The sequence below is a fragment of the Arthrobacter sp. M4 genome (assembly GCF_020251205.1).
In the GTDB taxonomy this organism is placed as follows: domain Bacteria; phylum Actinomycetota; class Actinomycetes; order Actinomycetales; family Micrococcaceae; genus Arthrobacter.
In genome coordinates this window covers 164,557-185,229 of sequence record NZ_JAIWYX010000002.1, presented here as the reverse complement: position 1 = coordinate 185,229, position 20,673 = coordinate 164,557, and the positions used below count along the sequence as shown (strand labels likewise).

Genomic DNA, 20,673 nt, shown 5'->3' with positions numbered 1-20,673 from the left:
GGTATCCCGGTGCTGAGTTGCGGTAGGTTCGAAGCATGAGACGCGCAGTGTGCCCAGGCTCCTTTGATCCAATTCACAACGGTCACCTTGAGGTAATTGCACGGGCTGCCGGCCTCTTTGACGAGGTCATCGTTGCCGTCTCAACAAACATCGCCAAGAAGTATCGCTTCGGTCTCGACGAGCGGATGGACATGGCACGCGAGACTCTTGCCTCCCTGAGGGGGATCATCGTGGAGCCCATGGGCGAGGGGCTGTTGGCGGAGTACTGCCGGCGCCGGGGAGTTTCCGCGATCGTCAAAGGCCTTCGCTCGTCGTCGGACTTCGACTATGAGCTGCCCATGGCCACCATGAACCGCCAACTCAGTGGCGTTGAAACCGTGTTCCTCCCGGCGGAGGCGCACTATGTGCACCTTTCCTCGACCCTCATCAAAGAGGTTGCGCAACTTGGCGGAGATGTATCCGACTTTGTCCCGCGGTCTGTGCTTAAACGGTTGCAGGCTGGCGAGTCTCCCGCCGCGCAGTCCCGCAGTTAGTAAGCTTGTCCGGTGCCTTCGGGATGGAGGTCCCGGTTTGAGTCCGCTTCGGGCTTCAGGCTAAGATGGTACGTCGGTCATATGTTCTACAGGAGTTCTCATCAAACGTGATGCCGGTTCGCCCTTGACCATCGAAGTCAAGGATCTCGGCCGCAGCCCGGGAACCATGCGGACACTGAGGGAACATGTACCCGCACCAAGTGATCTTGGTGTGGCGCTCGTTGGCGTTCAGGAAGGTTCGGACATCGAACTCGACCTGAGGCTGGAGGCCGTACACGAAGGAATCCTGGTATCAGGGATCGCCCTTGCCGAAGTAACCGGCGAGTGCAGCCGATGCCTGGATCCCCTTGCGTATGACCTGCAGGTCAATGTGCAAGAACTATTCTTCTACGAGGGTGTCCAGCCCTTGGAGCAAGAAGACGATGAAGAGCAACGTCGAGTCGAGCACGATCACATCGATCTTGAGCCGGTGTTGCGGGACGCAGTGGTGACTACGCTGCCGTTCCAGCCGGTGTGCCGGGAAGACTGCCAGGGTCTTTGCCCCCAATGCGGGGTGCGCCTGGAAGACGAGCCGGGGCATCACCACGAGGTCCTTGATCCTCGTTGGGCCGCCCTGGCTGACCTGGCTAAGCCTGACCGGCAAAATTGATAGTAAGTGTTGGACTAAGAGAGAAATGAGTTAGCCGTGGCTGTTCCCAAGCGGAAAATGTCCCGCGCCAATACCCGCGCCCGCCGTTCCCAGTGGAAGGCAACCGCCCCCAACTTGGTGAAGACCATCGAAAACGGCCAGGTCAAGTACAGCCTGCCGCACCAGGCAAAGGTCGTTACCGACTCCGCCGGCACTGCGCTGTTCCTTGAGTACAAGGGCCGCAAGGTCGCTGACGTCTAGTCTGCCGCACAGGCCGACCGATGCCTTCAACTGAAGAGCTTCTGAAGCGTCTCGGCGTCGAAATCGACGCCGAGACGCTTCGTCTTGCCCTGACACACCGTTCGTACGCCTACGAGAACGGCGGGATCCCCACCAACGAACGCCTTGAGTTCCTCGGCGACTCCATCCTGGGGTTCTCAGTCACCGACGCGCTGTACCGGGACAACCCGGAGCTGCCCGAAGGGGAGCTTGCTAAGCGCCGCTCCGCGGTAGTGAGCACCCGTGCCCTCGCGGGGATCGGCCGGGAACTCGGAATCGGCGACTACATCTTCCTCGGCCAGGGGGAGAAGGTGACCGATGGTAAGAACAAGGCGTCCATCCTGGCTGACACCATGGAAGCCATCATTGGGGCCACGTACCTTTCCAACGACATGGAAACCGCTCGGCTGCTTGTTATGCGCCTTGTTGGCCCCCTGCTGAAAGACGCAGCAACACTTGGCGCCGGAACGGACTGGAAGACGAGCATCCAGGAACTCGCTGCCAGCCGGCACCTCGGTTCCATCTACTACGCCGTGGAAGGGTCCGGGCCGGACCATGCCCGAACATTCCAGGCTGTTTTGCAGATTGGCGGCAAGCCCTACGGTTCCGGCTTTGGCCATTCCAAGAAAGAAGCTGAGCAGGAAGCCGCCGCTGACGCATGGCGGAACCTGAACAAGTCCCAGCAGAAGCCGGAGCGCGGGCACCAGCCAAGGCACGGCCAGAAGGCGGCAGCAGGCTCAGTGCAACGCCAAGACACCCACGCGCCTGGGTCGGCAGCCGCAAAACCGGTGCCAGGCCATTAGCATTGCCGGAGCTGCCTGAGGTAGAGGTTGTCCGGCGCGGTTTGGCGCGCTGGGTCCGTGGCCGAACCATCGCGTCCGTTGAAGTACGGGACCCCCGATCCATTCGGCGCCACGTCCTCGGGACCGAGGATTTTGTGGGTAACTTGGAGCATTCCACTGTGGTGGACGTTGTTCGGCGGGGCAAGTTCCTCTGGATGCCGTTGACCGTGGAAAAACAGGCGCATCAGGGTCACGACGGCCATGCCGCAGACGTGGCACTTATGGCGCATCTGGGCATGAGCGGCCAGCTTTTGATGCAGTCCCCCTCCGTCCCGGATGAAAAGCACCTCAAGGTTCGGCTCACTCTCAGCCCCGCCGAGGGGATGCCCGAGGAGTTGCGTTTCGTTGACCAAAGGATCTTCGGCGGGCTCTTCGTTACGTCACTGGTACCGACAAGCGACGGCGGCCCGGGAGGGCAGGGCGAAGCACCCCTGCCGTTGATAGCCGAGGAAGCGTCGCATATCGCACGTGATCCGCTGGACCCTTACTTTGACCAGGCGGACTTCCATCGAAGGCTGGTTTCCCGGCGTACGGGAATTAAGAGAGCCCTTCTGGATCAGTCATTGGTGTCCGGAATCGGCAACATCTATGCAGATGAGGCGCTTTGGCGTGCCAAGTTGCACTTCGCCAGGCCAACGGAAACACTGCGCAGACCCGACACCACTAGGTTGATGGCCTGCGTCCGCGACGTCATGAACGACGCCCTGGAAGCAGGGGGAACGAGTTTTGATTCCCTCTATGTCAACGTCAACGGAGCCTCCGGCTATTTTGCGCGCTCCCTAAATGCATACGGGCAGGAAGGCTCACCCTGCCCGCGCTGTGCCGACGAGGGTCGCACCGGTACCATCCGCCGCGATCAGTTCATGAACCGGTCGTCGTACACCTGTCCGGTCTGCCAGCCCCGGCCGCGCAACGGCCGCTGGTAACGCAACGGACGCTGGTAAGCAGGCGCTGGCCAGGCACCATCCACGCCGCTACGGTTCCCGCTTAGGGCCCGTGGTTGCGCACGCCCGACGGTGGCACACTGGGCTCATGGTCATCTGGGGTATCCGGGGCATCGTGGCAGTAGCCTTTAACGCCATCACCCTCTGGGCCGCTTCCATCCTGCCTTTCTTGCGCATCGGTGCCGGGTTCTGGTGGGCCGTCATCATGTTCGCCGTTTTGTCGCTCGTGGCACTGTATTTCCTCAACAGCGCGCGGCACGGGAGGTTTCGTCAAGGGCGTTTCCGGCTCGGGAACGGGCCAGCAGAAGCAGCGGCGGTTGCTCCGCGTCGTACGAGGACCGTGCGGGCCATGGTGTACCTGGCCGTTGCAGTCGCCGGCCTGTGGTTGTCCACCCTGTTGCCTGACGGCCTGGCATTCGTTTCGGCGGTGGGCTGGGCTATCGCGGTTCCCGTCATGGGCCTGGCGGCAGCCATCCAGGACTTCGTCGACGACGGGCTGGAGGGCAGGGCAGCCAGGATCCTGGGTGTCCGGGGTCCGGATTCCGGTGCAGGAAAGGGATAACCCCCTCAAAAAGGCCCGAAATCCGGGAAATATCGCTGCACAGCAGTAGATTTGGGAGCATCCCTTTCGCCACTTCGCCAGCCAGGAGAACCGAACCGCAGTGCATTTGAAAAGCTTGACAGTCCGGGGCTTCAAGTCATTCGCGTCCGCTACGACGTTTGACTTCGAGCCTGGTGTCACTGCGGTGGTTGGCCCCAACGGATCAGGCAAGTCCAACGTTGTGGACGCACTGTCGTGGGTGATGGGGGAACAGGGCGCCAAGTCCCTACGCGGCGGCAAGATGGAGGATGTCATCTTCGCGGGCACGTCAGGCCGTCCGCCGTTGGGTCGCGCCAATGTGTCGCTGACTATCGACAACGCCGATGGCGCGCTCCCCATCGAATACAGCGAAGTCACGATTTCCCGGACACTTTTCCGGACCGGGGGCTCCGAATACGCCATCAACGGTTCCGCGTGCAGACTCCTCGACATCCAGGAATTGCTCTCAGACTCCGGCCTTGGCCGCGAAATGCATGTGATCGTTGGCCAAGGACAGCTTGACCGGATCCTGCACGCCACTCCTGAGGACCGGAGGGGATTCATCGAGGAAGCAGCGGGCATCCTCAAACACCGGCGACGCAAGGAAAAAACCGTCCGCAAGCTTGAGGCGATGCAAGCCAACCTTCAGAGGCTTAGCGATCTTACGGCGGAGCTTCGACGCCAATTGACGCCGCTCGGCAAGCAGGCGGAGATCGCCCGGCGCGCCCAGGCGGTTCAGTTCGAAGTCAGGGACGCCAAGGCACGACTCCTGGCCGACGATCTGGTCCGGTTCCGCTCTGAATTGGAGCAGGACCTTGCCGACGAAAGCGCGCTTAAGGAGCGCCGCACCGTGGTAGAAGCTGAACTGGCCCGTGACCGCCAGCGTTTGGCCGTGCTGGAGAAGCAGGCTGCCGAGGCGGTTCCCCGACTCAACGCCGCCAGGGACGACTGGTACCGCCTGTCGTCTGCAAGGGAACGGCTGAGGTCACTTGGCTCCTTGGCCGAGGAACGGCGTCGCCTGCTCGGCTCGGCAGATGCCGTCCCAGATACCGGCCGGGACCCGGACCAGCTGGACCGGCAGGCAGCCCGGGTTCGGCAGGAACAGGCCGGGCTGGAGGAAGAAGCCGCGCGTAAGGCGGACGGGCTTGACCAGGCCAGCGCCGGGCGATCAGACGCCGAGCAGAGGGCCGCCGCCGAAGATAAACGGCTCACGGCGTTGCTCCGTACGGCTGCCGACCGCCGCGAAGGATTAGCGAAGCTTGCTGGGCAGTTGAACGCCGCCCGCTCCCGCGTCGAAGCCGCGCACGATGAACGTGACCGGCTTCGCGAATCGTTGGCCGCGGGGGAGGAGCGGCGGCGCCAGGCCCAAAGCGAGTTCGCCGCCCTCGAATCGCAGGTTGCGGGTGTCGAAGATGGAGAAGAGAGCCTGGACGCCGACTACGAGGACGCCGCAGCGGAACTCGACGACGCCATCCAGCAGATCAACGCCTTGGAGGCAGCCGAACGCGAGGCGCTTCGGCAGCGCGACGCCTTGGCCGCAAGGGTTGAGGCACTCAAGCTGGGCCTGAACCGCAAGGACGGCACGGGTCGGATCCTTTCCTCAGAACTGCCCGGAATCAAAGGTCCGCTATCCTCCCGACTCACCATCCAGCCCGGCTATGAGGCGGCCATTGCCGCGGCGCTGGGTGAGGCCTCGGACGCCGTTGTGGTGGACAACACCGATGGCGCCATCAGCGCGTTGCGCCTGCTGAAAGATGACGACGCCGGACGGGCGGCTTTGCTGCTCGCCTCACCCGGGAGGGCCGAAAGACCCGACGCCGAATTGCCGGCCGGTGCTCGCTGGGCCAGCGAACTTCTCCTCGAAACGGCACCGGAAGCGGAAGGCGTCACCGAACTCCTGGCACGGACCGCCGTCGTCGACGACGAATACGCCGCGTCGGCGGTGCTGTCGACCAACGCGGACCTCGTCGCCGTGACCCGTGACGGGGACGTCTTCACCCGGTTCGCGGTCATCGGCGGCTCAGCCAGCGCACCGTCCCTTCTGGAGGTCCAGGCCGCCGTCGACGACGCAAGCACCCGGCTGACGGAGGTGACGGCTGAGCTGGAGCGCAACCGTTTTGCTTTGGCGGCAGCTGCCAACCGACGGAACACCGCACAGGACCGTGCTGATGCCGCCTTGGAAAAGCTTCACGAATCGGATGCCCGCCTGGCCGCGGTGGCCGAAAGGCTGGGCCACCTAAACTCCGTGCTGCGCAGCGCGGTGGGGGAGCGCGACAGGATCGCAGAGTCGTTGGAGCGCGTGCAACGGAACATCCGCGAGGAGGAACTTGCCCTCGACGTGGCCGCCGAGCGGCTGAGCTCGGCGGAGGAAGCCCCGGAGGAAGACCCGTCTACCGAGCACCGCGATGCCTTGGCACGTGAGGCATCCGCGGCCCGAGCAGCAGAGATGGAGGCACGGCTGGCTCTCCGCACCGTCGAAGAGCAGTTGTCGGCTATCACCAACCGGGCAGCCTCCCTTGAACGGGCAGCTGCCACGGAGCGCAGGGCAAGGGAAGAAGCCACTAGGCGCGCGCTTCGCCGGCAGGCGCAGGCACGGAGGGCCGCAGCTGTATCCAAAGCTGTGGGGCACTGCCTCGCTTACCTTGACTGTTCCCTGTCGTTCGCGGCCTCGGAGCGTGACCAGGCGGAAGAAGCGCGGGAGCTTCGGGAACAGGAGCTTGCCTCCGTGCGGCAGTCCACGCAGGTACTCGCAGCGGAGCTGGCGGAACTGACCGATTCTGTACACCGTGACGAGCTGGCACGGGCACAACAACGCCTTCGCATCGAGTCCTTGGAGAATAAGTCCGTCGAGGAACTCGGGCTCACAGGCGATCAACTCATCGAAGATTTCGGTCCGCACCTCCCGGTGCCTGTGCCAGTGGCCGCTGCGAGTGAAAAAGCCGACAAATGGGCCGCCTTGCGCATGCCGGTCGATGAAGACGGTCGCCCGCTCGACGGCGGGGAGGAAGGCCCGGCCCAGGGCGTTCCTTTCGTTCGGGCGGACCAGGAGAAAAGGCTGCGGAAAGCGGAGCGGGACCTCGCCGCGCTCGGCAAAGTCAACCCACTGGCCTTGGAAGAGTTTGCCGCCTTGGAGGAGAGGCACCAATTCCTGAGTAGTCAGTTGGAGGACCTCAAAAAGAGCCGGAAGGACCTCCTGGACATCATCAAGGAAGTGGACGAGAGGGTTCAAAAGGTTTTCGCTGAGGCCTTTGCCGACACATCGGCCCAGTTTGACCACGTTTTTGCAAGGCTCTTTCCTGGCGGCGAAGGCAGGTTGATCCTCACGGATCCCGAGGACATGCTGACGACGGGAATCGAAGTGGAAGCCCGGCCGGCAGGTAAGAAGATCAAGCGGCTGTCCCTTCTGTCAGGCGGAGAGCGCTCGCTGACTGCGGTGGCATTGCTTGTGGCCATTTTTAAGGCGCGGCCATCTCCTTTCTACGTCATGGACGAGGTTGAAGCGGCCCTGGACGACACCAACCTGGGCCGCCTGATCACAATTTTCGAGGAGCTGCGCGAGTCCAGCCAGCTCATCGTGATTACCCACCAGAAACGCACTATGGAGGTAGCCGACGCCCTCTACGGGGTCACCATGCGGGGGGACGGAGTGTCCACGGTGATCAGCCAGCGGCTCGGAGCCGGGGCTTAGTCATGTGAGAAGCTAGGGGTGTGAACGATCTCCTCCCCGTGATTCTGCCCATCCTTGTTGCCCTCGTGGTTATCGGGGGGCTCATCCCGGTGCTGCTGAAGGCCCGGAAGTCTGGTACCCGTTACCCCGGAACCCGTGACGCCAATGACACAGTGGCCGGCGCCGGAGGTGGCACTCTCCTTGAGGATGCCCCCTCCGCTCGGACAGAGACAATTGAGGCTCCGCCGTCTGAAGCCGTGCCGGTGGAGGTTCCCGAAGTCCCCGACGACGCAGCGGGCCTCGAGACAATCGAAGTGGAGACGCCGGCCCCTGTTGAAGGTCGGCTCAACCGCCTGCGCGCCCGCCTGGTCAAGTCCAACAACATCCTCGGAAAAGGCCTTCTGGCACTACTCTCCAGCGACAAGATCGATGAGTCCGTGTGGGACGAGGTGGAGGAGACGCTGCTGCTCGCAGACCTGGGTACCGAGCCCACCATGCAGCTTGTGGACTCCCTCCGTGAACGCGTCAAGGTGCTGGGCACCCGCGACCCTGAGCATGTGAAGCAGCTCCTTCGCGAGGAACTCGTCAAACTCGTGGACCCCGGCATGGACCGGTCATTGAACGTCGAGCGCCCTGCCGACCGCCCAGCGGTGATGATGGTGGTGGGCGTCAATGGCGTGGGCAAGACCACAACCGTGGGCAAGCTTGCCCGTGTCCTGGTGGCCGAGGACAAGGACGTACTTCTGGGCGCGGCCGACACATTCCGGGCGGCGGCCGCCGAGCAGCTGGCCACCTGGGGCCAGCGGGTGGGCGTTCCCACAGTGAAATCGGACATCGACGGCGCCGATCCCGCCTCCGTAGCCTACGAAGCCGTCAAAGCCGGCATCGACCAGGAAGTCGACGTTGTCATGATCGATACGGCCGGCCGCCTGCAAAACAAGGTTGGCCTCATGGACGAGCTCGGCAAGGTCAAGCGCGTCATCGAGAAGCTGGCGGAAGTGGACGAGGTCCTGCTGGTCCTCGACGCCACCACGGGGCAGAACGGCCTCAACCAGGCACGTGTCTTCTCAGAGGTGGTCAACATCACGGGCATTGTGCTGACAAAGCTGGATGGAACGGCCAAGGGTGGGATCGTCGTCGCGATCCAGAAGGCACTCGGCGTTCCGGTCAAGCTCATTGGACTGGGTGAAGGTCCCGACGACCTTGCTCCATTCGAGGCTGAAGGCTTTGTTGACGCACTGCTCAACTAAGAGCGCAGCTACTTAGTTCTTGGTGGCTGTCTCGCGGGCGCCGAGCCACATGGCGGCCGCGAGCAGCATCACTAGCCCGGTGGCACCGAAAGCCCAGCCATAGCCCAGGCCGTCGGCCACAACACCAGCCAGCACAGGGCCGACGATTGCACCGGCGTCCGCCACCATTTGGAAAGCCGCCACAACACGCCCTCCCGAGCGATCCCGTCCGATCACATCCGCCACAGCCGCCTGCTGGGCCGGACCCAACAGGCCTGCTCCGAACCCGGCGACAGCCGAGGCAGCGAAGAGCAGGGCGAGGGTTGGGACCACCCCTAGGATCGCCGTCGCCAGGCCTGCAACGGTGAGGCCCGCCAGGACGAGCGGCTTCCGTCCCCAGGTGTCCGCGAGGCGTCCGGAAAACAGCAGCGCCACAGCGTTGCCCACCGCGAAGGACGCCATAGCCCAGCCTGCGCTGTCAGGTCCGGCACCCAACACCGCGACGGCGAAGAGGGGCACCGTGGCCATTCGCACCCCGAATGCGGCCCAGCCGTTGGCAAAGCTGGAGGCCAGCGCGGCACGATACGCGGAATCCCCGAGGGCGGGCAGCAGGAGCATCGGATCCTGCTGTGCCGCCTTGTGGTCGTATACAGGCCCGGCCCGGTGCAATTGCGTAGCTACCACCAAAGCGGCCAGAATCAGTGCTCCTGCGTAGGCCAGGAATGGGATCCGCAGGCCTAACCCGGCAAGGAGACCGCCGATTACCGGGCCACCCACGCTCCCCAGCAGGAAAGCTGACGCATAGGCGCCCGACACACGTCCACGGCTTTCCGGCGGAGACAGCCTAATCAGGAGGCCCATGGCTGCCACCGTGAACATCACCGAACCTGCCCCACCAACGCCGCGGAACACGAGCAGTTGCCAGTAATCCTGGGCGAACGCGCAGGCCGCCGTCGATGCCGCCACGATGAGCAGGCCAGTCACGTAGACGCGGCGTTCGCCGAACTTTGACACCAAGAACCCGCCAGCGGGAGCGAAAGCCAGGCGCACCAGCGCGAAAATGCTCACAATAACGGCCGCGGCGGTTGCGCCGACGTCGAATGTCACGGCGAACTGGGGCAGAACGGGCGCCACAAGCCCGAAACCAAGCGCTATCAGGAAGGCCGCTATCAACATCACCACCACGTCGCGCGGCAGCGGCGGACGCCTGCGGGGTGATCCCTGTGATGTAGCGGCTATTGAGGGCGTGGTCATGCCTTGCTATTCCTCCGTGCTTTCGGGAACTGACAGCCGCTGAGCGGGCAATGAAACATGGGCGTAACAAGCAGGATATGCACCATTTACGTCGTAGAGGTTCTTGTAACAATCCAGCAATCTAATTCCTCCACCTGTGAAACACTGCACAGCAAAACTCTCTATAGAACGCAAATGGCGTTGGTACTGGCGGTTTTTTCCGCAGCATTAGCAAGAGAGAGGACGTGGACCATGGAACTCACCGCTGGTCTCGTTTGGCTCCTGGTCGCCGCAGCGCTTGTGCTGTTCATGACCCCGGGCCTCGCATTCTTTTACGGCGGCATGACTCGTGCCAAGTCGGCATTGAACATGATGATGATGAGTTTCGTCGCCATCGGAACCGTCGGGATCATGTGGGTCCTTTGGGGCGCTTCCATGGCCTCGGCGAACGAGGATAATTTCTTCCAGATCGTGGCAAACCCGTTCACGCACTTTGGTCTGCACGACTTCACCGACCCTGCGGACCTCCTCAAGGTAGGGTACGCCGCTACGTTCGCTATCATCACTGTGGCACTGATCTCCGGAGCAGTCGCGGACCGCGCGAAGTTTTCGGCGTGGGTCATCTTTACCCCCATCTGGGCCACGCTCGTCTATGCCCCGCTGGCCTTTATGGTTTGGGGCGGCGGACTTTTCTCCAAGGACGGCTGGTTCGGACAGACGTTCGCCCCGGTCATTGACTTCGCCGGCGGAACGGTTGTCCACATCAACGCCGGTGTGGCAGGCCTCATCCTCGTCCTGATCATCGGAAACCGTAAGGGCTTTGGCAAGGACCCGAACCACCGCCCCCACAACGTTCCGTTTGTCATGCTTGGTGCCGCCATCCTCTGGTTCGGATGGTTCGGCTTCAACGCCGGTGCCGCTGCCACAGTTGAGCAGGCTGGCCTGATCTGGATCAACACACTTGCCGCCCCTGCGGCAGCAATGCTTGGCTGGCTCATCACCGAACGCATCCGCGACGGGCACCCCACCTCGCTGGGCGCCGCATCTGGCGTCGTGGCTGGCTTGGTCGCCATCACCCCTGCTTGTGCGAACGTCTCTCCGCTGGGTGCCATCGCACTCGGTGTGGTCGCGGGTGTCGCCTCGGCCCTGGCCGTCGGCCTGAAGTTCAAGCTCGGCTATGACGACTCGCTCGATGTTGTGGGCGTCCACCTGGTGTCCGGTGTGATCGGCACCGTAGCCATCGGCTTCCTCGCTACTCCGACCCAGGGTGCGGCCGGCCTCTTCTATGGCGGAGGTGTCACGCAGCTTGTTGCCCAGGCCCTGGCGGCTCTCCTGTCCATCGCCTTCACCGCGGTGATGACTTTCGTCATCGCTTTCCCGATCCACAAGATCATGGGCTTCCGGATCTCCGAGCGCCAGGAAATCGCCGGTGCGGACCTCAGCCTGCACGCTGAGACCGCCTACGAGTTCGGTGTTGGCGGCCACGGCGGAAGCTTCCAGCCGCTGCACGACCTGATCAAAGGCAAGTCCTCCGCTGAAGCCGATGCCCCGGCCCCAGCTGACAAGGAGAGCATCCAGGCATGAAACTGATCACAGCCATCGTCCGTCCGGAAAAGCTCGAATCTATCCGTGAAGGCCTTGAATCCTACGGTGTACAGGGCCTGACCGTCAGTGCAGCCAGCGGGTATGGCAGGCAGCGCGGGTACACCGAGGTGTACCGCGGAGCCGAATACAATGTGGACCTCCTTCCGAAGATCCGTATTGAAGTCCTTGCCACGGACGAGCAGGCAGATGACATCCTGGATGTCATCATCGCCAGTTCAAACACGGGCAGGGCCGGAGACGGCAAGGTCTGGACCGTGGATGTTTATGAAGCAGTCCGCGTCCGTACCGGGGAACGCGGCGCCGCCGCAATCTGACCCCAGGATCAAGCCGAGACGCACGGAGGCCGGGCACCTGACCAGGTGCCCGGCCTCCGCTTTTAAGGTCAGCACTGTGGCGGGACGGGCCTTAGCCGCCCCCGCGGAGTGGCCAGGAGGCTGGGCCCTGGGTACCGGCGTCGTACTCGTCCAGAGGAACCGCGCCCTGGCTCCAGGCCTCAAGAACTGGATCAATGATCCGCCAGCAGTCCTCGGCTGTGTCGCCGCGAACCGAGAGCAGGGGATCTCCGGTGATGACACCCTCCAGCACTTCTCCATAAGGCAGCAGGTTTGAGGCGTTCAGCTCCGCATCCAAGGTGACGCGGTCCAGGGTGAAGATGTCACCGGGCCCGTTGACGTCGACGTCCAGCCGGAGGGTGTCCGGACCGAATCCGATCCTTAGCTGGTTTGCGGCGTCGACTCCGGCGAAACCGTCCGGCAAATGTGGCACCGGCCGGAAAGTCACCACGGCCTCTTTCCGGCGCACGCCCATCGATTTGCCGGAGCGGAGGACAAAAGGCACGCCCTTCCAGCGCCAGTTGGCAATTTCCACCTGGACCTCAGCGAGTGTTTCGGTATTTCGTGCGGGATCTACACCTTCCTCCTTCGCATAGTCGGGGATGTTGCGCCCGTCCAGTTGACCGGCCGTGTACCTTGCCCGGCGGGTGTTGGAGTCGTAAGGGGTCCTGATTCTGCTGGCCCTCAGGATGGTAGTTATCGCGTCCCTAAGGTCCCGCTCTCCCACGGTGGCCGGTGCATCGATGGCGAGCAAGGCCATGACGTGGAGGAGATGGCTTTGGACCATGTCACGGAGGGCACCCGCCCGGTCGTAGTACCGGGCGCGACCCTCGAGTGCCAGGTCCTCATCGAAAATGATCTCCACCTTTTCAATGTGGTCCCTGTTCCACACCGGTTCCAGGAACCGATTGGCGAAGCGGAGGCCCAGGATGTTCAGCACTGTGGCCTTGCCCAGGAAATGATCCACCCTATGTATGTGGTCCTCGGGCACCAGCCTCAGCAGGGTGCGGTTCAGGTTCCGCGCTGAATCTTCGCTGGACGCGAACGGTTTTTCAAGGACCAGCCGGGTCCCCTCGGGCAACTGGCCCGGCTCCAGGATTTCGCAGGTGTGTTGGCTGACTTGGGGCGGGAGCGCAAAGTAGATGGCCACTGGTCCTTCGAGGGAGGCCACGAGACCCGCCAATGCTCCGGGAGCCGTAACATCCAGCTGCCGGTAGAACGAGGAGTCCTCCATCGCCTGGAGGGCCTGCGCACCGGCACTGTCAGCCTCCTTTGCGGCTGCTTCGAACGAATCATGCAGCCGGGACTTCCACTGCTCGGAAGACCAATCCTCCGCCCCGGCGCCAACGACCTTCAGCCCTCCAGTCCGGCCCACGGCCACAAGCCGGGCAAGTCCAGGTAAGAGAAGGCGTCCGGTCAGGTCGCCCGATGCGCCAAGTATCAGGAGGGTCTGCACGGTGGGAGTAGCCTCTGTTGTGTCCTTCACTGTGCCAGCATGCCACTGTGGGTGCCGGTCTTGATACCCTAGAGATTCGAGTGTCTCCAATACGGAAATTCGATGTGTGTCCTGACCGGCGCGCGGTGGCAGCCGCCGTCGTCGGACTCCTGGAACTCAGACCACCTGAAACTCAGACCAACTGAAAGAAGTGCGCGGCGCGTGTTCAATTCACTTTCTGACCGGTTGACAGCAACCTTCAAGAACCTCCGGGGCAAGGGACGCCTCTCGGAGGCAGATGTTGACGCCACAGTCAGGGAGATTCGCCGCGCCCTGTTGGACGCCGACGTCGCTGTTTCCGTGGTGCGGGACTTCACCGCGCATGTCCGCGAACGCGCGCTCGGTGCCGAGGTTGCGGCAGCGCTGAACCCCAGCCAGCAGATCGTTAAGATCGTCAACGAGGAACTCGTGGAGATCCTGGGTGGCGAAACCCGGCGTATCCGCTTGGCCAAGCAGCCGCCCACCATCATCATGCTGGCGGGTCTGCAGGGTGCCGGTAAGACCACCCTGGCGGGCAAGCTGGCGAAGTGGCTCAAGGGCCAGGGACACAGCCCTATCCTGGTGGCCTGTGACCTTCAGCGACCCAATGCCGTGACCCAGTTGCAGGTGGTTGGCCAGCGGGCGGGCGTTCCAGTGTTCGCTCCGCACCCGGGGACTACTGTTGACCTCGACGTCCCCGCCGGCGATCCCATCGCTGTCGCGAAGGCTGGCGTTGAGGAAGCCCGCCAAAAGCTGCACGATGTGGTGATTGTTGACACGGCAGGCCGCCTCGGCGTCGACGCAGCGATGATGGACCAGGCGCGCCGGATCCGCCAGGCGATCATCCCCAACGAAGTGCTGTTCGTGATCGACGCGATGATCGGTCAGGATGCGGTGAACACCGCCCACGCCTTCGACGAGGGCGTGAACTTCACCGGCATCGTGCTGTCCAAGCTCGACGGCGACGCCCGCGGTGGTGCCGCGCTGTCCGTGGCGTCCGTTACGGGCAAGCCGGTGATGTTCGCCTCCACAGGCGAGAGCCTGGACGACTTCGAGCTCTTCCACCCTGACCGCATGGCGTCGCGCATCCTCGACATGGGTGACATCCTCACCCTGATTGAGCAGGCGGAGAAGGCCTGGGACAAGGAAGAAGCCGCCCGGATGGCGAAGAAATTCGCCGACCAGGAGGACTTCACCCTCGAGGATTTCCTCGCCCAGATGCAGCAGATCCGCAACATGGGGTCCATGAAGAAGATGCTGATGATGATGCCGGGCGCCCAAAATATCCGGCAGCAGCTTGAGCAGTTCGACGAGCGTGAAATCGACCGCGTCGAGGCCATTGTCCGGTCCATGACACCGCACGAACGGCTTGCGCCGAAGATCATCAACGGCTCACGCAGGGCCCGCATCGCTCGCGGTTCCGGTGTGCATGTGTCGGAGGTCAACGGCCTTCTTGAGCGGTTTACGCAGGCGCAGAAAATGATGAAGAAGATGGCCCAGGGCGGCGGTATCCCGGGCATGCCGGGCGCAGGCGGTTTTGGTGGCCAGCGCAAGGCCGGAAAGAGTGCGCCCAAGAAGAAGGCCCGCTCGGGCAATCCGGCAAAGGCTGCGCAACAGCTGCGTGAGGCTGAGCAGAAGAGGGCGAATGCGGCGAGGTCGCTGCCATCCGGCTCGTCCTTTGGCCAGCAGGCACAGGATTTTGATCCCTCGCAGCTGAACCTGCCTAAGGGATTCGACAAGTTCCTCGGCGGCAGGTAGAGGCATCGGGCAGGCACTGCCCGGTTCTGCCTCTGTCGCCTAATGTGGTCGCATGCACAAGGAGCGCGTAGTCTTCGTCCATGGCGCCGGCGCATTCGGGGCGGCGGCCTGGCCAAAGCAGCATGGCATGGCACTGGGCTACGACGCCCTGTTCCTGAGGCGGCATGGCTTCAATGCGGCGGAGGAACCGCTGGAATCCGATTTCGCTTCGGACGCCCGAATCCTCTTGGAGACCCTGGGGCCGAACGGCGGTCACGTCGTGGCGCACGAGCAGGGAGCGGTGAGTGCCATGATGGCGGCCGTCGACTGCCCTGGGCGCATCCGCTCATTGGTGTTAGTGGAGCCGGCCTGCCTGTCCCTCACCGCGGAACTGCCAGCCACGGCCGCCTACCGTGCGCTGATGGCACCGCTCTTCGAAGTCCGCCACCACCTCACGGACGCCGACTACCACCGGGAATACGTGCGCAGGGCCTTTTCCCTCGAAGCCCATGATCCGGACACAGCCGAGGCCCGCAGGGCTGCCCGGAGGCTCAGGCTCCAGGCGCCAAGCTGGGAAGCACCACTGCACATTGTGCCCGGGGTTCCTACGCTCGTCCTGACAGGTGGCTGGGAACCCTTGTACGAAGAGATCGCGGGCTATCTGCGTGAGACCGGTGCCCTGCACCGCACCGCGGCGGGCGGGCACCGGCCCCAGGATTCTGCTGATGGGGACCGGTTGATCCGCTCCTTCATCAAGCAGGTGGGTGGCAGCTACTCAGTTCAGGCTTCCTGAGGAGGACTTTCCGGAAGAGGCTGGAACCTGCAGTTCGGGCAGGTAGACCTTGCCGCCGGATGCAAGGAATTCGGCGCTCTTTTCCCGCATGCCCTCGTACATTTCCGCAATGGCTGCCTGTGAGTCGGCGGAACCATACTCGTTCCGAATGTCCTGGCTGATGCGCATCGAGCAGAACTTCGGTCCGCACATCGAGCAGAAGTGTGCGGTCTTTGCCGGCTCCGCGGGCAACGTTTCGTCGTGGAATGATTCGGCAGTGACCGGATCGAGGGACAGCGCGAACTGGTCACGCCAGCGGAACTCGAAGCGCGCCTTGGACAGTGCGTCATCACGTTCATTGGCGCCTGGATGCCCCTTGGCCAGATCGGCCGCGTGGGCGGCGATCTTGTATGTGATAACGCCGGCCTTCACGTCGTCCTTGTTCGGCAGGCCCAAGTGCTCCTTGGGTGTCACATAGCAGAGCATGGCCGTACCGTAGCGGGCAATTTCCGTTGCCCCGATCGCTGAGGTGATGTGGTCGTAGCCCGGGGCGATGTCTGTAACGAGCGGGCCGAGCGTGTAGAAGGGCGCGCCCTTGCACAGTTCCTGCTGACGTTCAACGTTTTCGCGAACCAGGTGGAAGGGGACGTGGCCGGGGCCTTCAACCATCACCTGCACGTCGTACTCCCAGGCTCGCTGGGTGAGTTCCGCAAGCGTGTCCAGCTCTGCGAACTGCGCGGCGTCATTGGCGTCGGCGATGGAACCAGGACGCAGGCCGTCGCCCAGGGAGAACGCGACGTCGTACTTGGCGAAGATCTCGCAGAGCTCGTCAAAGTGGGTGTACAGGAAATTCTCCTGGTGATGCGCAAGGCACCATCCGGCCATGATCGACCCGCCGCGGGAAACTATGCCCGTCACGCGGTTGGCCGTCAGCGGAACGTAGCGCAGGAGTACGCCCGCGTGGATCGTCATGTAGTCCACGCCCTGCTCGCACTGTTCGATCACCGTGTCGCGGAAGATCTCCCACGTCAGCTTGTTGGCCTCACCGTTGACCTTCTCCAGGGCCTGGTAAATGGGAACCGTGCCGATGGGAACAGGGGAGTTACGGATGATCCATTCGCGCGTTGTGTGGATGTCGTCGCCCGTGGAGAGGTCCATCACGGTGTCGGCGCCCCACTGCGTGGCCCACTGCAGCTTGTCGACCTCTTCGGCGATGGAACTGGTGACTGCAGAGTTCCCGATGTTGGCGTTGATTTTCACAAGGAACGCCTTGCCTATAATCATCGGCTCGGACTCAGGATGGTTGATGTTGTTGGGAATGATGGCCCGTCCCGCGGCAACCTCGCTGCGGACGAGTTCCACGTCGCAGTTTTCCCGCAGGGCAACAAAGCGCATTTCGGGCGTGATGATGCCCTGCCGGGCATAGTGCATCTGGGTTACTGTGCGGCCCTCGACGGCGCGGCGGGGCACCGGCTGACCGCCCTTCCACTCTGCGGACGCGGCCCCACGCCGAACAGCCGACTTGCCGTCGTCGAGCAGGTTCCGCTCGCGGCCCTGGTAGCTTTCGGTGTCGCCGCGGCCCTCGATCCACGCCGCGCGGAACGGCTGGAGGCCGACTACCGGGTCGCTTCCGGGACCTGCGGTCCGGTAGACGCGCAAGGGATCGTTCGCGTCGCCGTTGGGAGATGGCTCCAGCGCGATCTCGGTGACGGGCACACGGATCCCATGCTCCGCATCCTCGACGTAGGCCAGGGAGTGCGACTTCAGGGACTGGGTTTCAGCAGACTGCGCCTCGGCGTGGGTAGGGCTGTGCTGTGTTTCGATGGTGCTCAAAGGAGTACTCACTTCCTTCGCCGGCATTATCCGGACAGGTTCGACGGTCGCAGGCTGCCTCAGCCTGATCTCAGCCCCTGCAAGGGCACCCGTGTGGTCGTAGAAGAAGCTATCACAGCCGGTCCAACCGCGTGGCATGTGTCACGCAGTTAGGCTGGAAGCCATGGCAAGAACCATTGAATTCACCGGACCGGTCCTCACAGGCCCCCATGAGGTGCGGAATGGTCTGTGGTCCGTGGACGGAATGTTGACATTCCGCCGCCCGGAGCAGGCAGCGGACGATGTGGTTGAGGGCTGGGTTCTACCGGGCTTCGTGGACGCCCATTGCCACGTTGGACTTGGCCCTGGCGGGAGCGTCGAGCCTGAAGTGGCTGAAGCCCAGGCTGCAGCAGACCTGGGAGCAGGGACGCTTTTGCTCCGCGATGCCGGTTCGGCGAGCGATACGCGGTGGTTGCAGCGTCGTGCGGACATGCCGCGGATCATCCGTGCCGGGCGCCACATTGCCCGCAGCAGGAGGTACCTGCGCGGACTCGCGGTTGAGGTGGAACCGGATGGTCTCGCTGCCGCCGTTCGCGTCCAGGCGCGCGACGGCGACGGCTGGGTGAAGCTCGTGGGTGACTGGATTGATCGCCGCGCCGGTGACCTGGCGCCATCTTTCCCCCTGGACGTCGTCAAGGATGCCGTGGCAGCAGCACACGACGAGGGCGCTCGCGTTACAGCGCATTGCTTCGCTGAGGCGACGATCGACGACATGCTCGACGCAGGGATCGACTGCATCGAGCACGCCACAGGGCTCCTGCCGCGGCACATACCCCGCCTGGTCGAGCAGGACGTTCCCATTGTTCCGACCCTCATCAACATCGCGAGGTTCCCGGACATCGCGGCCCGCGCCAAGGAAAAATTCCCGGTATATGCCGCCCACATGCTGCAGTTGTGGGAGCGCCGCAATGAGCGCGTGGTCGAAGCCCATGAAGCCGGCGTCCGAATCTTTGCCGGCACAGATGCGGGAACCGTCATCGGGCACGGCCGGATTGCGGATGAGGTCCTGTCCCTCCACGCTGCAGGGCTGCCGGCGCCTGTGGCCCTGGACTCGGCGTGCTGGTCTGCCCGCCGGTGGCTCGGTGCCCCCGGCATCGAGGAGGGCGCGCCGGCCGATGTCCTGGTGTGCCGCGAGGACCCCAGGGCTTTCCCCGAAACCATCCGATCCCTGGCCTCCGTCATCCTTGGGGGAAACGTGGTCGGGCAGAACCCATTGATGGCACGGGACACAGAACACGCTTTGGGAATAAATTGAAGCTTCAAGTAATTTAAGAGTGTAAGAGGCTGCCGGGCATCGGTGGCCAAGCACACCACGGGAGTTCTTGCATGACCACCGAAACTGCCAGCCAGGACCTACTGCCCGCCGATCTCGCGATGGGTACGGTGATGCTCAGGGTCGGCGATATGGCAAAGATGAGCGACTACTATCAGCGGGCACTCGGCCTGGAGCCCGTCGCCGAGCAGGACGGGGGTCTTTATCTCGGTCGCCTCGGAACGCCTGTGGTGCACCTTGCACCGGCTCCTGGATTGCACATTCCCGGCCGAGGCGAGGCCGGCCTCTTCCATACAGCCGTCTTGTTCAAGGACCAGGCCTCCCTTGCCGCAACTATTGCTACGGCCGCCCAGTATGAACCGATGTCTTTCGTTGGCAGCGCGGACCACCTCGTCAGTGAGGCCTTCTACTTCGCCGACCCTGAAGGCAATGGCATCGAGCTGTACTACGACAAGCCGCGGGACGTCTGGCAATGGGAGGGGAAGAACGTTGTTATGGACAACGTCGCGCTTCCTCCCCAGCGGTACCTCCAAACCCACCTGAGCGAAGCGGCCCTGGAGGGGCAGCACGAGGCAGCTGCCGGCGTCGGGCATGTCCACCTCCAGGTTGGCGACGTTCAGACCGCCCACGATTTCTACGTCACCACCCTTGGCTTCGAGAAAACTGCCGGGTGGCACGGGCAGGCTTTGTTCGTCTCTGCCGGTGGCTACCACCACCACATGGCAATGAACGTTTGGAACAGCCGCGGGGCGGGACCCCGGAAAGACACGCTCGGATTGGGTGAGGTGCTCATCGAGGTGCCCGGCGGTGTCGACGTCGGCGCGCTTGCGGACCGCCTGAAGACCGCCGGTGTTTCCTCGCACCACACGGGATTGGAACTTCGCTTTGAGGACCCATGGCGGAATCGCATCCGTGTGGCGGTCCGCTGACGGGGCCCGCATGCTCGACTAGGCTGGCAATGGCGGCCCGGCGTCTGATCCACGGGGACGGGAGCGGCCGCCCTGCACGCGATGTCGTGGTGCAGCGTACCGACTGAACGGAGTGGTTCCATGGGCTTTGCAGAAATTTTCGTAGCCACCCACGACGAGGCACTCAAGCGGGCAGCGGAATTGGAGCGGGGTTCAGCCCCTTCGACCGCATCCGTTCGAATCGACGGGATCAGTGATTTTGAGGTGGAACAACTGGGGGACCTCGCGGGAACCGCAGTACACGCCTCTGGCGCCGACTACGAACTGGCCATGGTGGATGTTGCAAGCGACGCGCTTCTCGGCGTTCCGCCGGCCATGGTGAGGGCCTTGGCTGAACTGCTCAGTTACGAAAGTGAAGGCGAAGAGGACGTGCTGGGGAGCGTCGCCGAGAAGTGGGCTGCCCAGGACGACATGCCTTTTGGCGCCAAGGATGCCAAGGCCTACGTTGCGCGCGTTGCCGAGTTGGCCCGTGAAGTGGAGAATGCCGATCGCTCCGGCCTCTATGTGTGGTCGATTACCTAAGGGCTCGCACGGGCGTGCCAGTTCGAAATCTTTGGTTGCTTCTGGCACAATGGACGGGTACTTGATCCGCGTAGCCCCTCTCTCTACGCGCGCATCTTGTCCTTAGAACCCCCAAGTATGGCCCGCCCCACGGGAGCAGAACGACGGGTTCACCCCGTTTCAGAAACAGGAGTGACCACAAAA

18 protein-coding genes and 1 riboswitch are annotated in these 20,673 nt (G+C 63.3%); of the genes, 15 read left to right on the top strand and 3 right to left on the bottom strand.

The features are described 5' to 3' along the window. Positions 1 to 35: 35 nt before the first annotated feature. The 8 genes from coaD (at position 36) to ftsY (ending at position 8,723) form a co-directional block, all read left to right on the top strand. Positions 36 to 533: a pantetheine-phosphate adenylyltransferase gene (gene coaD, locus LD110_RS04500; protein WP_225496682.1), complete on the top strand. Its 498-nt coding sequence runs from the start codon at positions 36 to 38 to the stop codon at positions 531 to 533. Positions 534 to 657: 124 nt separating this feature from the next. Next, positions 658 to 1,182 carry a DUF177 domain-containing protein gene (locus LD110_RS04495; RefSeq protein ID WP_225496681.1) on the top strand — a complete coding sequence of 175 codons (525 nt, stop codon included), beginning with the start codon at positions 658 to 660 and terminating at the stop codon, positions 1,180 to 1,182. 36 nt (positions 1,183 to 1,218) lie between these two features. Beyond that, entirely contained in the window at positions 1,219 to 1,422 is a 204-nt protein-coding gene (gene rpmF, locus LD110_RS04490) for a 50S ribosomal protein L32 (protein ID WP_225496680.1), read from the top strand. Positions 1,423 to 1,442: 20 nt separating this feature from the next. Beyond that, entirely contained in the window at positions 1,443 to 2,243 is an 801-nt protein-coding gene (gene rnc, locus LD110_RS04485) for a ribonuclease III (RefSeq protein ID WP_225496679.1), read from the top strand. Positions 2,244 to 2,245: 2 nt separating this feature from the next. Then, positions 2,246 to 3,208: a bifunctional DNA-formamidopyrimidine glycosylase/DNA-(apurinic or apyrimidinic site) lyase gene (gene mutM, locus LD110_RS04480; RefSeq protein WP_225496678.1), complete on the top strand. Its 963-nt coding sequence runs from the start codon at positions 2,246 to 2,248 to the stop codon at positions 3,206 to 3,208. Between the two features lie 106 nt (positions 3,209 to 3,314). Further along, complete coding sequence (locus LD110_RS04475) at positions 3,315 to 3,788, top strand: hypothetical protein (protein ID WP_225496677.1); 474 nt, start codon at positions 3,315 to 3,317, stop codon at positions 3,786 to 3,788. Between the two features lie 100 nt (positions 3,789 to 3,888). Next, positions 3,889 to 7,494: a chromosome segregation protein SMC gene (smc, locus tag LD110_RS04470; protein ID WP_225496676.1), complete on the top strand. Its 3,606-nt coding sequence runs from the start codon at positions 3,889 to 3,891 to the stop codon at positions 7,492 to 7,494. A gap of 20 nt (positions 7,495 to 7,514) precedes the next feature. After that, positions 7,515 to 8,723, top strand: coding sequence for a signal recognition particle-docking protein FtsY (gene ftsY / locus LD110_RS04465; RefSeq protein ID WP_225496675.1), 1,209 nt, complete (start codon positions 7,515 to 7,517; stop codon positions 8,721 to 8,723). Positions 8,724 to 8,735: 12 nt separating this feature from the next. On the opposite strand, the gene LD110_RS04460 is transcribed toward ftsY, so the two are convergent. Further along, positions 8,736 to 9,956, bottom strand: a complete 1,221-nt coding sequence (locus tag LD110_RS04460) for an MFS transporter (protein ID WP_225496674.1) — start codon at positions 9,954 to 9,956, stop codon at positions 8,736 to 8,738. Positions 9,957 to 10,187: 231 nt separating this feature from the next. Here LD110_RS04460 and LD110_RS04455 point away from each other — a divergent pair, with 231 nt between their 5' ends. Next, a complete protein-coding gene (locus LD110_RS04455) occupies positions 10,188 to 11,519 on the top strand; it encodes an ammonium transporter (RefSeq protein WP_225496673.1) in 1,332 nt (443 codons plus the stop codon). Beyond that, positions 11,516 to 11,854 (top strand): P-II family nitrogen regulator, encoded by a 339-nt coding sequence (locus tag LD110_RS04450; protein ID WP_225496672.1) that lies wholly within the window; start codon positions 11,516 to 11,518, stop codon positions 11,852 to 11,854. Before LD110_RS04455 ends, LD110_RS04450 begins: the two co-directional genes overlap by 4 nt. A gap of 91 nt (positions 11,855 to 11,945) precedes the next feature. On the opposite strand, the gene LD110_RS04445 is transcribed toward LD110_RS04450, so the two are convergent. After that, positions 11,946 to 13,358: a glucose-6-phosphate dehydrogenase gene (locus LD110_RS04445; protein ID WP_225496671.1), complete on the bottom strand. Its 1,413-nt coding sequence runs from the start codon at positions 13,356 to 13,358 to the stop codon at positions 11,946 to 11,948. 171 nt (positions 13,359 to 13,529) lie between these two features. Between LD110_RS04445 and ffh the strand changes: the two genes are divergently transcribed. Beyond that, positions 13,530 to 15,104 (top strand): signal recognition particle protein, encoded by a 1,575-nt coding sequence (gene ffh, locus LD110_RS04440; protein ID WP_225496670.1) that lies wholly within the window; start codon positions 13,530 to 13,532, stop codon positions 15,102 to 15,104. Positions 15,105 to 15,156: 52 nt separating this feature from the next. Then, a complete protein-coding gene (locus LD110_RS04435; RefSeq protein WP_225496669.1) occupies positions 15,157 to 15,876 on the top strand; it encodes an alpha/beta hydrolase in 720 nt (239 codons plus the stop codon). Here the strand turns inward: LD110_RS04435 and thiC are convergent. Further along, entirely contained in the window at positions 15,859 to 17,715 is a 1,857-nt protein-coding gene (gene thiC, locus LD110_RS04430) for a phosphomethylpyrimidine synthase ThiC (RefSeq protein ID WP_225496668.1), read from the bottom strand. The genes LD110_RS04435 and thiC overlap by 18 nt on opposite strands. After that, a riboswitch (TPP riboswitch) is annotated at positions 17,684 to 17,791 on the bottom strand. Its footprint overlaps the gene before it by 32 nt. 60 nt (positions 17,792 to 17,851) lie before the next feature. On the opposite strand from thiC, the gene LD110_RS04425 reads away from it, so the two are divergent. The 3 genes from LD110_RS04425 to LD110_RS04415 all read left to right on the top strand — a co-directional run bounded on the left by LD110_RS04425 (position 17,852) and on the right by LD110_RS04415 (position 20,490). Continuing rightward, positions 17,852 to 18,982 (top strand): amidohydrolase family protein, encoded by a 1,131-nt coding sequence (locus LD110_RS04425; protein ID WP_225496667.1) that lies wholly within the window; start codon positions 17,852 to 17,854, stop codon positions 18,980 to 18,982. Between the two features lie 71 nt (positions 18,983 to 19,053). Next, positions 19,054 to 19,929, top strand: a complete 876-nt coding sequence (locus LD110_RS04420; protein ID WP_225496666.1) for a VOC family protein — start codon at positions 19,054 to 19,056, stop codon at positions 19,927 to 19,929. A 120-nt stretch (positions 19,930 to 20,049) separates the two neighbouring features. After that, positions 20,050 to 20,490 carry a hypothetical protein gene (locus tag LD110_RS04415; RefSeq protein ID WP_225496664.1) on the top strand — a complete coding sequence of 147 codons (441 nt, stop codon included), beginning with the start codon at positions 20,050 to 20,052 and terminating at the stop codon, positions 20,488 to 20,490. The last annotated feature ends 183 nt before the right edge of the window (positions 20,491 to 20,673 follow it).

Bases quoted from the DNA above. Each gene is read 5' to 3' on its own strand.
- coaD (WP_225496682.1), top strand. From the start codon at position 36: ATGAGACGCGCAGTGTGCCCAGGCTCCTTTGATCCAATTCACAACGGT.
- rnc (WP_225496679.1), top strand. From the start codon at position 1,443: ATGCCTTCAACTGAAGAGCTTCTGAAGCGTCTCGGCGTCGAAATCGAC.
- LD110_RS04475 (WP_225496677.1), top strand. From the start codon at position 3,315: ATGGTCATCTGGGGTATCCGGGGCATCGTGGCAGTAGCCTTTAACGCC.
- LD110_RS04460 (WP_225496674.1), bottom strand. From the start codon at position 9,956: ATGACCACGCCCTCAATAGCCGCTACATCACAGGGATCACCCCGCAGG.
- LD110_RS04455 (WP_225496673.1), top strand. From the start codon at position 10,188: ATGGAACTCACCGCTGGTCTCGTTTGGCTCCTGGTCGCCGCAGCGCTT.
- LD110_RS04450 (WP_225496672.1), top strand. From the start codon at position 11,516: ATGAAACTGATCACAGCCATCGTCCGTCCGGAAAAGCTCGAATCTATC.
- LD110_RS04435 (WP_225496669.1), top strand. From the start codon at position 15,157: ATGCACAAGGAGCGCGTAGTCTTCGTCCATGGCGCCGGCGCATTCGGG.
- thiC (WP_225496668.1), bottom strand. From the start codon at position 17,715: ATGCCGGCGAAGGAAGTGAGTACTCCTTTGAGCACCATCGAAACACAG.
- LD110_RS04425 (WP_225496667.1), top strand. From the start codon at position 17,852: ATGGCAAGAACCATTGAATTCACCGGACCGGTCCTCACAGGCCCCCAT.
- LD110_RS04420 (WP_225496666.1), top strand. From the start codon at position 19,054: ATGACCACCGAAACTGCCAGCCAGGACCTACTGCCCGCCGATCTCGCG.
- LD110_RS04415 (WP_225496664.1), top strand. From the start codon at position 20,050: ATGGGCTTTGCAGAAATTTTCGTAGCCACCCACGACGAGGCACTCAAG.